Below are 12,918 nucleotides of genomic sequence, written 5' to 3'. Positions count from 1 at the left end.
ATCATCTCACATTTTTTATTTTACATCTTACTCAGAATAAACTTCCCCACGATGCGGTTTCAAAGCATCTCTTACCTGAATCATATTTTCATCGGTTACCACCATAAAAGCTATGGCGTACATATCGTCTATGATTTTAAATCCCGTAATGTTTAAAGGTAGTTTTTCGATTGTGATGTATTCTTTTAAATGAATTTCATGATGTTCAGCTGTTTTTGCAGAAGCTGGACCGCGAAAATCCCAGATTAATTTTATTTTTCTAGACATTATTTTTATAGGTGCAAAGGTTCAAAGTAACAAAGGTACAAAGTCTATTTGAAAAAAAAGGTTATGAGGTTCTGAGGGACTAAGGTTCTGAGTTTTTTACGGTAGAGACACACTGCATTGCGTCTAGCCTATTTTTAAAGAAATCTTTTTGATCAAAATAATCAGTGGCTAAAAATAAAACAATCATAAAATCGGTTCAGATCTGCGCCAATATGTGTGCAAATTTTGCATTAAATATAAAATCTCATTTTAAAATGTTATTTTTGCAACTTCTTTTCATAGAAAGAAAAGCTAATAAATAAGATACAATGCCAAGAGAACTTTTACTTCAGGTAACTCCAGAAACTGCAGCAAACGAATTGTTGCTTAAAGATTATTTATCAAAACAAATAAAGGTTTCTCCCAACGAAATTCAGCATATTACAATTTTAAAACGTTCGATTGATGCGCGCCAAAAAGCGATAAAAATCAATTTGAAAGTTATAATATATTTAAAAGGGGAAGCTTTTCAGGAAACTAAAATTGAACTTCCTATATATAAAGACGTTTCTTCTGCACAGGAAGTCATTGTTGTTGGTGCTGGTCCGGCCGGACTTTTTGCCGCTTTGCAATTAATTGAATTAGGTTTAAAACCAATTGTACTCGAACGTGGAAAAGATGTTCGCGGACGCCGACGTGATTTAAAAGCAATAAATGTTGAACATATCGTAAATGAAGATTCAAACTATTGTTTTGGTGAAGGAGGAGCAGGAACTTATTCTGATGGTAAATTGTATACACGTTCTAAAAAGCGTGGTGACGTTATTAGGATTTTAGAACTTTTGGTTGCTTTTGGAGCTTCAGAAGATATTTTGGTTGAAGCACATCCACATATTGGGACTAATAAACTGCCAAAAATTATTGAAGATATTAGAAATAAAATCATTGAGTTTGGTGGTCAAGTTTTGTTTGATACTAGAGTAACTGATATTTTAGTAAAAAACAATGAAGTAGAAGGAATCGTAACTCAAAATGGAGATAAGATTCTGGCTAATAAACTAATATTAGCAACTGGACATTCAGCGCGAGATATTTTTGAATTATTAGATAAAAAGAAAATTTTAATCGAAGCAAAACCTTTTGCTTTGGGAGTTCGTGCAGAACATTCGCAGGAATTAATCGATAGTATTCAATACAGCTGTGATTATCGCGGTGAACATTTGCCGCCGGCACCATATTCGATTGTAAAACAAGTAAACGGTCGTGGAATGTATTCGTTCTGTATGTGTCCGGGTGGAGTAATTGCACCTTGTGCTACAAGTCCAGGCGAAGTAGTTACAAATGGCTGGTCGCCATCGAAACGTGATCAAGCAACAGCAAATTCAGGAATTGTAATTGAGTTGAAGCTAGAAGATTTTAAACCTTTTGCAAAATTTGGCGCTCTTGCTGGAATGGAATTTCAAAAAAGCATTGAACAAAAAGCATGGCATTTAGCTGGACAAACTCAAAAAGTTCCGGCTCAGAGAATGGTTGATTTTACACAAAACAAAGTTTCTGCTGATATTCCAAAAACTTCTTACGTTCCAGGAACTACTTCTGTCGAAATGGGACAGGTTTTTCCGGGATTTTTATCACAGATTTTACGTGAAGGTTTTAAGGAGTTTGGTAAATCAATGCGAGGTTATTTAACTAATGAGGCAATTTTACACGCACCAGAAAGCAGAACTTCATCGCCAGTTAGGATTCCGAGAGACGCTCAAACTTTAGAGCATTTGCAAATAAAAGGATTGTATCCTTGTGGTGAAGGAGCGGGTTATGCAGGTGGTATTATTTCTGCCGCAATCGACGGAGAGAAATGTGCTTTGATGATTGCAGAAACATTGAAATAATAGTTTTTTTGCTGCAACGTATTTTAATCTATTTATAAATCGTTAAACAATATATATTAGGTATAAAAAATATATTGGTTTGTTCTTTTTGTAGTAAATAAACCATAGTTTTGAATACTTAATTTTACTATTATTTCGATTTTTTAAACCTTGATTTCAATGAGCAGTTTTTTTTCTAATTTGTTTAATAGAAATAATGACCCAAAGTCGATTGTTTCTTTTGATGTTTTATACGAAGTTTATTCTCATTTATACCACGAATCCAGCAGATTGAATTTCAAAATGAAAGGAATTCATGACACTGTTTCTGTAGCCTTATATTCAATTCCAGATTCATTTGATCATGATGAGGGAAAAGCAGAAATTAAAAAAGCGGGTTTTAATAATGCATATGAAATTTTAAATGAGGTATATAAAAAGGTAAATATAGGACCGCTTTCAGATGAAGAGATAAAGGAAGGATTGAATTATTACTACATTCACATCGAATTTTTCTCAAAGCCTGCTCCAGAAATGAAAAAACATTTGAAGCATGTTTTGAATAATTTCATTGTTTTCTTTTGTTGTACTAACAGTGCGGAAACAAACGATTTTAAATTACTGTATAATAACAGCTATTTTTATGATTATACACGCGGGCTTTTAGAACTTAAAGCAGTCGATATAAAAGAACCAACTAATGAAATTCAGAAAATAGGTTTTAAGGACTTTGAAATTGTTTTGCAGGGTATTTGCGAATATTTAGGAGCCGAAATACCTGCAACAGTTGTAAAACCTTCAGCAGAAAGTCTAATAGCTGAAAGTACTTCAGTTGAACATTTTCAAGAATTTTTGAAATTGATTTCAAGAGGAGAGATGGAAGAAGAGTTGTTAGAAAGTCAGGCGCAGATTCTTTTTGAAGCTTTTGAGGAAGGTGTCGAGGATTACGATTATGATGACGAGTTTGATTTTTTTGAAGGTGTAAATTGTTGGAACAGCGATTGGAAATTTGATGCAGAAGAGGCTGAAGCAATAGTATCTGATTTGATTGATCAGGATTTTAAATTTGATTATCCTGAAGAAACCTACAGTCACGATTTGTTTCCTTACATACAAAAGGAGTTAGCAAAACAAGAATTAGAGTTAATGAGTTACGACACAAAAGGAGATAGCTATTTATTTTTTGTTGCTAACAAAAGTGAAGTTGATAGAATTTTAGAATTGTCAGAGTTAACTAAAATCGAAATTGATCAATTGTAAACTATATTAATCACTACGAATTCACGAGTTTTATTTTGAATGATTTGTGAATTACTTCATTTGTTCCTTCCGGTCGGGTCGCGGCGAAAAAAAATTAAGGAATCAAAATTATTTTTCCAGTGCTTTTTCTGCTTTCTAAAAAATCGTGTGCTGTTTTTCCTTCGGATAATTTGAATGAAGTTGGCTTTGAAAGTTTAATTTTTCCGTCTAAAATCCAATGAAATAATTGATTGGCTCTTTTTGTTCTTTCTTCCTTAGAATTTAAATAACTCCATAAATCGCCTCCAGTTAAAGTTTTAGAACTATCCATTAACATTCTCGGATTTACAAATTCAGGATCTCCGCCCGCCATTCCGAAGAAAACAACTTGACCGCATTCTTTTGTAACTTCAAAACTTTCCATTAAAGTACTTCCAATACTGTCGTAAACCACATCAACGCCTTTCGGGATTATCTTAAAAAGATCTGATTTCCAATCCTCATTATATAGTAAAACATGATCAACTCCTTGTTCAATTGCTGTTTTTGCTTTTTCAGCAGATGAGGTTAAACCGATAACATTTGCGCCCAACAATTTACTGATTTGTGTTAAAAGCTGACCAACCCCGCCGGCAGCTGCATGAATTAAAACAGTTTCGCCTTTTATGGTTTTGTGGCTGTCAGTTGCTAAATAATGTGCAGTCAAACCCTGAAGTAAAACAGAAGCAGCAGTTTCAAAAGAAATATCGTCCGGTAAAGGAATAACATGATTTGTATTAACAGCGACTAATTCAGCATTAGCAAAAGGAACATCGGCAAAAGCCACACGATCTCCTATTTTATAATCTGAATTATTAGACTCAACAACTATTCCTGCGCCTTCATATCCAGCAATAAAAGGAGGGTTTCCTTTTAAATGATAATTTCCCTTTCGTCTATAAACATCCGCAAAATTTAATCCGATGGCTTTCATTTCGACAAGAATTTCATCGTTCTTTAATTGCGGATTTGGGATTTCAATATATTCTAAAACATCTGAATTTCCAAAAGTAGAGAAGGTAAGTGCTTTCATTTTAAATTAATTATTAGAATGCAAAGTAAATGAAAATTAGTTTTTAGTTTAGAATGTTTTCTTGTTGTAGATTAAAAGAGTATTAAAAGCTTTTTTTTTAATATTTTAATCTACTTCAAAAACTAAATTTTAGGAAACTTCATTTCGTTGAAAGTACTCTTTTGTTTTGCTAAAGCTTCGACATCTTGCCATTTTCTTGGAGAATCAATGGATAGATTTTCGTAAGAGTCTTTTTTTATGGCAATATCATCTTCAATTCTAACACCAATATTCCACCATTTTTTATCACATTTACTGTTTGCAGGAATGTAAATTCCAGGTTCAACGGTCAAGACCATATTCTCTTTTAAAGTTCCAAGATAATTTCCTTTGTCATGAACATCTAAACCTAGAAAATGAGAACAACCATGCGGATAATAAATTTTAACATCTTTGGGATCAGAAATAATTCCTAGTTTTATTAATCCCGCTGCGACAACTTCTGTTGCTTTTTTATTTAAATCCTGAAAAGGTGTTCCTTCTTTACAAATTTTAAAAACTTCTTCCTGTGCATCGTAAACAATTTGATAAATAGCTTTTTGTTCTTCGGTAAATTTTCCATTAGCAGGAACAGTTCTTGTGACATCTGCGGAATAGCCGTGATATTCAGAACCAACATCCATCAATAATAATTGATTTTCCATTTTTGCAGCATTGTTTTCTCCGTAATGTAAAATGCATCCGTTTGCTCCAGCACCAACAATTGGAGGATAACCTTCGCCTTCGGCACCATATTTTCTATGAATATAAGCATGAATTCCATCTGCTTCATTTTCGCTCATATCAGGTCCAATTGCTTTCATTACTTCATTGTGCGCAATACAGGAAAGTTTTACCGTTTTTCGCATTAACTCCATTTCTTCCGAAGTCTTTATTTCTCGAAGTGAATTGGTAATACTAGTAAATAAATCTACAGAAGCAGCATCTTCTTTTGTTATTCCAGCTTTGGTTTTGAAAGCTTGTATAATCAAATACAGACTTTCCGGGGAATTACTTGCAGTTACATTAGTCAAAAACTGATCATAAATGATTTTATCAAATTTTTTATAGTCAATTGCAAAACTGTGAAAATCTACTCCATTATAAACCTTCGTAAAACCTAATTTAGATTTTGCGCCTTCAATTCCTAAGCGCCTTCCCGTCCAGGTTTCTTTAAGAGCATTTCTTTCTCTTACAAAAAGGACTTCAGTGTATTTTTCATCTCCTTGAGGTTCTTTAAAAAGTAATAATACAGCATCAGGTTCTTTGTATCCAGTTAAATAATACATATCTGGATTTTGATGAAAATTGTAATTAATATCTTTAGAAAATACTCTCTCAGGATATGAAAAAACAACAGCGACAGAATTAACGGGCATTAAATTTCTAAATGCTTCGCGACGGCTCTTGTGAAATTCTTTTGAAAGATAATCCGTTGGAAGATTTTCTTGTGAGTGAATCTGATTAATCGTTGTTAAAACGAATAAAAATAAAAAGAACTGCTTCATTATCTTTGGTTTTTATGGATGATTTTGGTTTTTTGATTATTGCAAATTACAAAAAAATGCAATCGAATATTTTTGTTTTAAATATTTGATTTGTAATATTTTAAATAAAAATATGTAACTTAGATATCAGAAAAGTGTGATTTATATTGAAATGTAATTTGTTGCTGAAGTACATTTTTTGTGCTAAAATTAAATTTTAAAGATTTATAATTTTTAGCAATCTGTGCAAACAGGCATGAATATTGAGAAAGTGCTGTTTGTAGAAGGATTTTAATTTTCGAGAACAAAAAAATATTAATCTAAAAAAAAACATCTTTATGAAAAAACTTACACTTGCAGTCGTTTCAGTTTTAACCTTATTACTTACTTCATGTATGGCATCAAAAGAGAGTAAAAGCGCAACGAATATTTATGATACAACTTGGGAATTAGAATATATTTCGGGGCCTAGAATTGCTTTTGAAGGTTTGTATCCAAATAAAAAACCACAAATTACTTTTGATCAGAAAGAAACAAAGGTTTTTGGTAATAATGGATGTAACGGTTACAGTGCACCGTATACTTTAAACGGAAAATCGCTGACTTTTGGAGAACCAGGACCAACAACAATGATGTTTTGTGAAGGCGGCGGCGAACAGCAATTTTTAAAGCAAATGAGAAAAATTACAAGTTACTCTATTGATAAAGATGGAAAATTAAATCTAATTCAAGGCGATGTGCCAATGATGAGATTTAAAAAAATAGCTAAACAATAATTTTAGAAGCAATAAAAAAGGGGAAATGATTTTTCATTTCCCCTTTTTTATACACTTTGGTTTTTTATTTCTTCTTTAGTTTGTCTTTAAAAACTTTTTCAAATTTTTCCAGTTTAGGTTGAATTACCATTTTACAATAAGGTTGATTCTTGTTGTTTGAATAATAATCTTGATGATAATCTTCAGCTTTATAAAACGCTTTGAAAGGTTCGACTTTAGTTACTATAGGACTATTGTAAACTTTTGCTTTGTTTAATTCGGCAATAATAGATTCGGCAGCTTTTTTCTGTTCAGCATTTTTATAAAAAATCACAGACCTATATTGTGTTCCAACATCAGCGCCTTGTCTGTTTAGTGTAGTTGGATCATGGACAGTAAAAAAAACTTTGAAGATTTCGTTTATGTCTGTTACATTTTTGTCGAATGTAATTTGAACTACTTCTGCATGACCAGTTGTGCCTGTGCAGACTTCTTCATAAGTCGGATTTGCATTTTTTCCGCCAGAAAACCCAGAAACAACAGATTTTACCCCATTCAGATTCTCGTAAACAGCTTCAACGCACCAGTAACATCCTCCACCAAGTGTAATAGTATCTAGATTTGAAGCTTTTTTAGTTTGCGAAAATCCGTTTAAGGCCAGGGCAAAAAGGGAGATTAAAATTGTATTTTTCATTTTTCAGTTTATTTGTTGTCAGGAATAAAATCAAGAGCTATCGAATTCATGCAATAACGTTTTCCTGTAGGAGCGGGGCCGTCATCAAATAAATGTCCTAAGTGTCCTCCACAGCGGCCGCAAAGTGCTTCTATTCTTTCCATCCCAAGAGAATTATCATTTTTGTAAACCACACTTTTTTTATTGTCTTGCTCAAAAAAGCTTGGCCAGCCGCAGCTGCTAGAGAATTTGGCTCCAGATCTAAAAAGTTTGTTTCCGCACGAAGCGCAGTAATAAGTTCCTTTTTCATCAGTATTCCAGTATTTTCCAGTAAAAGGTCTTTCAGTGTCAGCTTCGCGCATAACCGCATAAACATCAGCAGGAAGTACTTTTTTCCATTCGGCATTACTCACATTTAATTTAGTTGTGTCAGTATTTGAATAGTACGGATTTCCAGGTTTGTTGATTTTGTTTTCCATTATAGTAACAGTATTTGCAGTTTGTTTTTTAGTATTTTGCCCGCATGCCTGTAAAATAAAAAGTGGAATTAAAAAGCAAAGACTAAGAATTTTGTTTTTTGTTTTCATTTTTTTTAAGCTTTAATTCTGTTTCTTTTTCAAAGATACGACTACATTTTTCCTTCAAATGTCGTGTATTTTACAATTCAGATATATTTAAGTATGTTTTAACTTTTTATTATCTACGTAAAACTTAGCATTGCAGTTTTTAAATCTTATTTTTAAAGGATTTTTCAAGAAAAGGCAAAGTGCAGTGTGTTGTAATTCAGTATTTTGTACAGATTCTCGGCGAGTTAAACTTTTCACAATGTTTGCTGAGATTTTTAAGCCATTTCTTTTTTCGTATTTTTGTTTGATTAATGCGCCATATGACAGAAGAAAACGTAATATTAGTTAACCAAAATGATGAGCAGATTGGTTTGATGCCAAAATTAGAAGCTCATGAAAAAGCTGTTTTACATCGTGCTTTTTCAGTTTTTATTTTAAATAATAAAAATGAAATGATGCTGCAGCAGCGTGCACATCATAAATACCATTCTCCATTACTCTGGACTAATACATGCTGCAGTCACCAGCGTGAAGGTGAAACCAATATAGAGGCTGGAAGTCGAAGGCTGTTTGAAGAAATGGGTTTTAAAGCGGAGCTGAAAGAATTGTTTCACTTTATATATAAAGCACCTTTTGATAACGGTTTGACGGAGCATGAACTTGATCATGTAATGATTGGGTATTATAATGAAGAGCCGTCAATAAATCCAGATGAAGTAGAAGACTGGAAATGGATGAAAATAGAAGATGTTAAAGCTGATATTGAAAAACAACCTGAAATTTATACGGTGTGGTTTAAGATAATTTTTGATGAATTTGATCATTATCTCGAAGATCACAAATTATAACCAAAGCTAACCAAACCTAAATGAGAGTAACCATATCAAGAAAAGCGCATTTTAATGCTGCACATCGATTACATAGAAAAGATTGGACATTAGAAAAGAACAATGCTGTTTTTGGAAAATGTAATAATCCCAATTTTCATGGTCATAATTATGGTTTAACAGTAAGTGTTACAGGTAAAATTGATCCAGAAACTGGTTTTGTTTTAGATGTGAAAGTATTAGCGGACATTATACTTGAAGAAGTTGAAGTTCCGTTTGATCACAAAAATCTGAATCTGGATGTTCCAGAATTTCAAGATTTGAATCCAACCGCAGAAAATATAGCTGTTGTGATATGGAATAAAATTAGAAAACGAATTCAGCCTGATTTTGATCTAGAAATCGTGCTTTATGAAACAGATCGCAATTTTGTAACTTATAAAGGAGAATAATAAATGTCATTAAAAATAGGAGATATAGTTCCGAATTTTACTGCAAAAGATAATCACGGGGATATTTTTGAAAGCCAGAGTGTTTTGGGGCGTAAGCCATTAGTGATTTATTTTTATCCAAAAGATAATACGCCTGGCTGTACAACTGAAGCTTGCAGTTTTAGAGATCAATATGAAGATTTTGCAACTTTAGGTGCAGAAGTTATTGGTATTAGTAGTGATAGTGTAAAGTCGCATCATAAATTTGCAGATAAACACCAGCTGCCTTTCATCTTACTTTCTGATCAAGATAAAAAAATACGTCATCTTTTTGGTGTTCGTAACAATTTGTTTGGTCTTTTGCCTGGACGTGTTACTTATATTATTGATCGAAATGGTGTTGTTATTTATATTTTTGATAGTGTAAATGCATCAAAGCATATTCCAAAAGCATTAGAAATAATTAAAGAGTTAGTATTATAAATGAAATAATGCTCTTAGCTCATTATTTATTTAATAGCTATTAGCTTCAAAATTAAATTATGAAATCAAGTTTATATCCTTTGCAATTTGAGCCAATTCTAAAAGAAAGAATCTGGGGAGGAGAAAAATTAAAAACGGTATTAAATAAGCCAATTACGTCTAAAATTACTGGCGAAAGTTGGGAATTGTCTACAGTAGAAGGTGATGTTAGTATTGTATCTAACGGAGAATTAAAAGGAAAATCATTAATGGAGCTTATTGCTGAAACTCCAAATGAGCTTTTAGGAACAAGAGTTCATGAGCGTTTCGGGAAACAATTTCCGTTACTGTTTAAATATTTAGATGCAAGAGAAGATCTTTCGATTCAAGTTCATCCAAATGATAAATTAGCAAAAGAGCGCCATAATTCATTTGGCAAAACAGAAATGTGGTATGTAATGCAAGCCGATGCTGACTCTAGAATTATTGTTGGTTTTAAAGAGGATTCTAGTAAAGAGGAATATTTAAAACATTTACAGGATAATACTTTAGTTACCATTCTAGATGATGTAAAAGCAAAAGCAGGAGATGTTTTCTTTTTAGAAACAGGAACTGTTCATGCAATTGGTGCTGGTTTGGTAGTTGCAGAGATTCAGCAGACATCAGACATTACCTATCGTTTATATGATTTTGATCGTGTAGATGCGCAGGGAAACAAACGAGAACTTCATGTAGATTTAGCGCTTGATGCAATTAACTACAATAAAGTTAATACTCAGAAAAAATACGATTCAAAAATAAACACTTCAAATGTTGTAGTTGATTGTCCTTATTTTACCACGAATTTTATTCCATTAGAAAGTAATACTGAAATTTCTAAATCTGGTGAAACATTTACTGTTTATATGTGTATTGAAGGAAGTTTTGAAATTGAATATGATAACTTCAAGCATACTTATATAAAAGGAGATACAGTATTAATTCCTGCCGCTATAAGAACGTTTGTTTTGAATGGAAAAGCTTCAATTTTAGAAATTTACATTTCATAGCGTGTAATATAAAGATTATGTGTATTTTTGCAGACGCAAATTAAAATTATAATAAAAATGGCAAACGTTAAAAATTTAAAGAAAGACATCAATTTTGTATTAGGAGATATTATTGAAGCGGTTTACTTGTTTGAAATGTCTACAACGGGAAATCCTACTCCAGAAACGAATGCTTTAGTTGATGAAGCGATCACTGCTTTTGATACTTTGATCACAAAAGTGAATGCAAAGAACGTTGAAAATAAAAAAGCACACTTCAAACAAATAAATGTTGAATTGGAAGAAACTGCTAATCAATTGATTGCTAAAATCAACGAATTGTAAGCGAAAAAAAAGTATAAAAAAGGGCAAATTTATTTTGGTAAAACGAAAAACCGCTTTATATTTGCACCCGTAATGAGGCCGATGTAGCTCAGCTGGCTAGAGCAGCTGATTTGTAATCAGCAGGTCGTGGGTTCGAGTCCCTCTATCGGCTCAATATAAAACCATCACAGAAATGTGGTGGTTTTTTTAATAATAGAGAGTGGTGTGAAATTTTTTTTGGAATATTAAAAAACAATTTTATCTTTGCACCCGGAAAATAGGCCGATGTAGCTCAGCTGGCTAGAGCAGCTGATTTGTAATCAGCAGGTCGTGGGTTCGAGTCCCTCTATCGGCTCCAAAAGAAAATCATCACATTTTGTGATGGTTTTTTTATTTGTGCTCTATGGTAATTTATTTTTTGGTATGTAGATGTTGAGGTTTGTTTTTTGGTTGAGGAATTTGAATTGTGATTTCAGATTCTTCAGAATAGAGTTTATAAAGTTTACCCATATGCAAAATTAGCTTCAGATAGGCTGACTGCATTGAATAAAGGTATGGCGCGATTGAATAGTAATCGCGAAAAGAAAAAGTATTTCAAGATCGTTGAGGATTATCTTAATAATGAGTTTGAAGACAGGTTAAAGAAGTTGTCTAGGAAACAAGGTCAGATTCTTGTAAAATTGATTCATCGCCAAACAGGAATAACAACATATGAGTTGATAAAAACTTTAAAAAGCGGTTTCAAAGCGTTTGTGTCGAATACAACAGCGAATTTATTCGATATAAGTCTGAAAACCGAGTATAAGCCATATGAAGTAAATGAAGACTATCTAATCGAAACAATTCTGGTTCGTGCTTTTGAATCTGGACGTTTACTGAATCAAACTCCTGCTAATCCTGTAGATTATGATAATTTGATGGAGCATTGGGAAGTGAAAGCAAAAGCAATCAATAAAAAGTAATACTATAATATATAGTTGTAATAACCCGACAGGTTCTCAGAGCCTGTCGGGTTTGTTTTCTTTATACATATATATAAGAGTAAAATGCTGCTATACTATATAAGAGTAAAAAAAAAGGAGAGTAGTCAAAAGATATTTAGGTTTTGTATTTTTTGGCAGCTTTTTCCCGCTATTCGTTTCAATCTTTTATTTTGAACCCCCAAATAAAAGGATTTCCACTTCTATCGGGGCTGGAGAATGAGTTATTAAAGGAGGAAAAGAAGAATTAAGTTCTTTTAAAGATCAAATAAGCTTTAAAAAGAGATTGTAAATCTTAGATTCTTCATCACAGAATAAGAAAAACGCTGAAAACTCTGCAAAAGCAGAGGGCTTAAAAGCATAGAAAATAAAGAAACGGCACTGTAATGGAGAAAACCCTTACAATAGATTGAGGAAAGCTGTTTTGTAAAGAATCCGTTATCAGTTAGTTAAGAAATAAAGTAAAAAAAGAATAAAAAAACTTTCAAAAAAGGCTTGTTTAAGTGGAATTGTTGTGTACTTTTGCACCCGCAACAGCGATAAACGTTCACCGAAATACTGACAAGCAAGGCAAATAAGCAGAGAAGAAATTTTCAAAAAAATATTGCGAAAAGCTTGTGAGAATGGAAAACGGATATTACATTTGCACCCCGCAAAATGCGGAAAGTTATTTGAAAGACTGGTAAGGAAAATGAGAAAATGAGACGAAAAAAAAGTTTCAAAATTTTTTAAATTTTTCTTGCAGGAAACAAAATAAATTTTTAGTTTTGCACCCGCTTTGAGAAACAAATTAAGGCGTAGAAAATAAAGAAATACACGTTCGTAGACATATTGAATTGACAGCCGTTTTGAAAGAGATTTCAAAACAAAAGAATAAGAGTAATAGAATCGTAAGATTCGAAAAGAACCGATAGATCATCATCGCAATATAATATTAAAATA

General features: G+C 32.5%; 13 protein-coding genes, 2 tRNA genes and 1 pseudogene. 11 read left to right on the top strand and 5 right to left on the bottom strand.

Going from position 1 to position 12,918, the window contains the following annotated elements:
- Positions 1-27: 27 nt before the first annotated feature.
- Positions 28-267 carry a hypothetical protein gene (locus NLG42_RS01360; protein WP_099720447.1) on the bottom strand — a complete coding sequence of 80 codons (240 nt, stop codon included), beginning with the start codon at positions 265-267 and terminating at the stop codon, positions 28-30.
- Between the two features lie 308 nt (positions 268-575).
- Between NLG42_RS01360 and NLG42_RS01355 the strand changes: the two genes are divergently transcribed.
- Positions 576-2,135, top strand: coding sequence for an NAD(P)/FAD-dependent oxidoreductase (locus NLG42_RS01355; RefSeq protein ID WP_257682793.1), 1,560 nt, complete (start codon positions 576-578; stop codon positions 2,133-2,135).
- A gap of 159 nt (positions 2,136-2,294) precedes the next feature.
- Complete coding sequence (locus NLG42_RS01350) at positions 2,295-3,374, top strand: DUF6630 family protein (RefSeq protein WP_257682792.1); 1,080 nt, start codon at positions 2,295-2,297, stop codon at positions 3,372-3,374.
- 94 nt (positions 3,375-3,468) lie between these two features.
- On the opposite strand, the gene NLG42_RS01345 is transcribed toward NLG42_RS01350, so the two are convergent.
- Both NLG42_RS01345 and NLG42_RS01340 read right to left on the bottom strand, forming a co-directional pair.
- Positions 3,469-4,425, bottom strand: a complete 957-nt coding sequence (locus NLG42_RS01345; protein WP_257682791.1) for a quinone oxidoreductase family protein — start codon at positions 4,423-4,425, stop codon at positions 3,469-3,471.
- Between the two features lie 122 nt (positions 4,426-4,547).
- A complete protein-coding gene (locus NLG42_RS01340) occupies positions 4,548-5,951 on the bottom strand; it encodes an aminopeptidase P N-terminal domain-containing protein (RefSeq protein WP_257682790.1) in 1,404 nt (467 codons plus the stop codon).
- A gap of 317 nt (positions 5,952-6,268) precedes the next feature.
- Between NLG42_RS01340 and NLG42_RS01335 the strand changes: the two genes are divergently transcribed.
- A complete protein-coding gene (locus NLG42_RS01335; RefSeq protein ID WP_257682789.1) occupies positions 6,269-6,706 on the top strand; it encodes an META domain-containing protein in 438 nt (145 codons plus the stop codon).
- Between the two features lie 64 nt (positions 6,707-6,770).
- Here the strand turns inward: NLG42_RS01335 and msrA are convergent, their stop codons facing one another.
- Together msrA and msrB are read right to left on the bottom strand one after the other, a co-directional pair.
- Positions 6,771-7,379 (bottom strand): peptide-methionine (S)-S-oxide reductase MsrA, encoded by a 609-nt coding sequence (gene msrA, locus NLG42_RS01330; protein ID WP_089059635.1) that lies wholly within the window; start codon positions 7,377-7,379, stop codon positions 6,771-6,773.
- 8 nt (positions 7,380-7,387) lie between these two features.
- Positions 7,388-7,945: a peptide-methionine (R)-S-oxide reductase MsrB gene (gene msrB, locus NLG42_RS01325; protein WP_257682788.1), complete on the bottom strand. Its 558-nt coding sequence runs from the start codon at positions 7,943-7,945 to the stop codon at positions 7,388-7,390.
- Between the two features lie 299 nt (positions 7,946-8,244).
- Between msrB and idi the strand changes: the two genes are divergently transcribed.
- The 8 genes and pseudogenes from idi to NLG42_RS01285 all read left to right on the top strand — a co-directional run.
- Positions 8,245-8,772 carry an isopentenyl-diphosphate Delta-isomerase gene (gene idi, locus NLG42_RS01320; RefSeq protein ID WP_089059633.1) on the top strand — a complete coding sequence of 176 codons (528 nt, stop codon included), beginning with the start codon at positions 8,245-8,247 and terminating at the stop codon, positions 8,770-8,772.
- A 20-nt stretch (positions 8,773-8,792) separates the two neighbouring features.
- Positions 8,793-9,203, top strand: a complete 411-nt coding sequence (locus tag NLG42_RS01315) for a 6-carboxytetrahydropterin synthase (protein WP_099720455.1) — start codon at positions 8,793-8,795, stop codon at positions 9,201-9,203.
- 3 nt (positions 9,204-9,206) lie between these two features.
- Positions 9,207-9,665 (top strand): peroxiredoxin, encoded by a 459-nt coding sequence (locus NLG42_RS01310; protein ID WP_089059631.1) that lies wholly within the window; start codon positions 9,207-9,209, stop codon positions 9,663-9,665.
- Positions 9,666-9,724: 59 nt separating this feature from the next.
- Positions 9,725-10,693, top strand: a complete 969-nt coding sequence (locus tag NLG42_RS01305) for a type I phosphomannose isomerase catalytic subunit (RefSeq protein WP_257682787.1) — start codon at positions 9,725-9,727, stop codon at positions 10,691-10,693.
- A 57-nt stretch (positions 10,694-10,750) separates the two neighbouring features.
- Positions 10,751-11,017 carry a hypothetical protein gene (locus NLG42_RS01300; RefSeq protein ID WP_068843886.1) on the top strand — a complete coding sequence of 89 codons (267 nt, stop codon included), beginning with the start codon at positions 10,751-10,753 and terminating at the stop codon, positions 11,015-11,017.
- 77 nt (positions 11,018-11,094) lie between these two features.
- Positions 11,095-11,168, top strand: a tRNA-Thr gene (locus tag NLG42_RS01295).
- A 109-nt stretch (positions 11,169-11,277) separates the two neighbouring features.
- Positions 11,278-11,354: transfer RNA gene (locus NLG42_RS01290), tRNA-Thr, on the top strand.
- Between the two features lie 112 nt (positions 11,355-11,466).
- Positions 11,467-11,958 (top strand): annotated as a pseudogene (locus tag NLG42_RS01285) (DUF4294 domain-containing protein); the annotation flags it as partial.
- Between the last annotated feature and the right edge of the window lie 960 nt (positions 11,959-12,918).

It is taken from the genome of Flavobacterium plurextorum (genome assembly GCF_024638035.1).
Taxonomy (GTDB): domain Bacteria; phylum Bacteroidota; class Bacteroidia; order Flavobacteriales; family Flavobacteriaceae; genus Flavobacterium; species Flavobacterium plurextorum.
This window is presented reverse-complemented; position numbering and strand designations above follow the sequence as displayed.

Coding starts and splice junctions, on each gene's coding strand:
- NLG42_RS01335 (WP_257682789.1), top strand. CDS start 6,269: ATGAAAAAACTTACACTTGCAGTCGTTTCAGTTTTAACCTTATTACTT.
- NLG42_RS01360 (WP_099720447.1), bottom strand. CDS start 267: ATGTCTAGAAAAATAAAATTAATCTGGGATTTTCGCGGTCCAGCTTCT.
- NLG42_RS01345 (WP_257682791.1), bottom strand. CDS start 4,425: ATGAAAGCACTTACCTTCTCTACTTTTGGAAATTCAGATGTTTTAGAA.
- NLG42_RS01310 (WP_089059631.1), top strand. CDS start 9,207: ATGTCATTAAAAATAGGAGATATAGTTCCGAATTTTACTGCAAAAGAT.
- msrB (WP_257682788.1), bottom strand. CDS start 7,945: ATGAAAACAAAAAACAAAATTCTTAGTCTTTGCTTTTTAATTCCACTT.
- NLG42_RS01340 (WP_257682790.1), bottom strand. CDS start 5,951: ATGAAGCAGTTCTTTTTATTTTTATTCGTTTTAACAACGATTAATCAG.
- NLG42_RS01355 (WP_257682793.1), top strand. CDS start 576: ATGCCAAGAGAACTTTTACTTCAGGTAACTCCAGAAACTGCAGCAAAC.
- idi (WP_089059633.1), top strand. CDS start 8,245: ATGACAGAAGAAAACGTAATATTAGTTAACCAAAATGATGAGCAGATT.
- NLG42_RS01350 (WP_257682792.1), top strand. CDS start 2,295: ATGAGCAGTTTTTTTTCTAATTTGTTTAATAGAAATAATGACCCAAAG.
- msrA (WP_089059635.1), bottom strand. CDS start 7,379: ATGAAAAATACAATTTTAATCTCCCTTTTTGCCCTGGCCTTAAACGGA.
- NLG42_RS01300 (WP_068843886.1), top strand. CDS start 10,751: ATGGCAAACGTTAAAAATTTAAAGAAAGACATCAATTTTGTATTAGGA.
- NLG42_RS01305 (WP_257682787.1), top strand. CDS start 9,725: ATGAAATCAAGTTTATATCCTTTGCAATTTGAGCCAATTCTAAAAGAA.
- NLG42_RS01315 (WP_099720455.1), top strand. CDS start 8,793: ATGAGAGTAACCATATCAAGAAAAGCGCATTTTAATGCTGCACATCGA.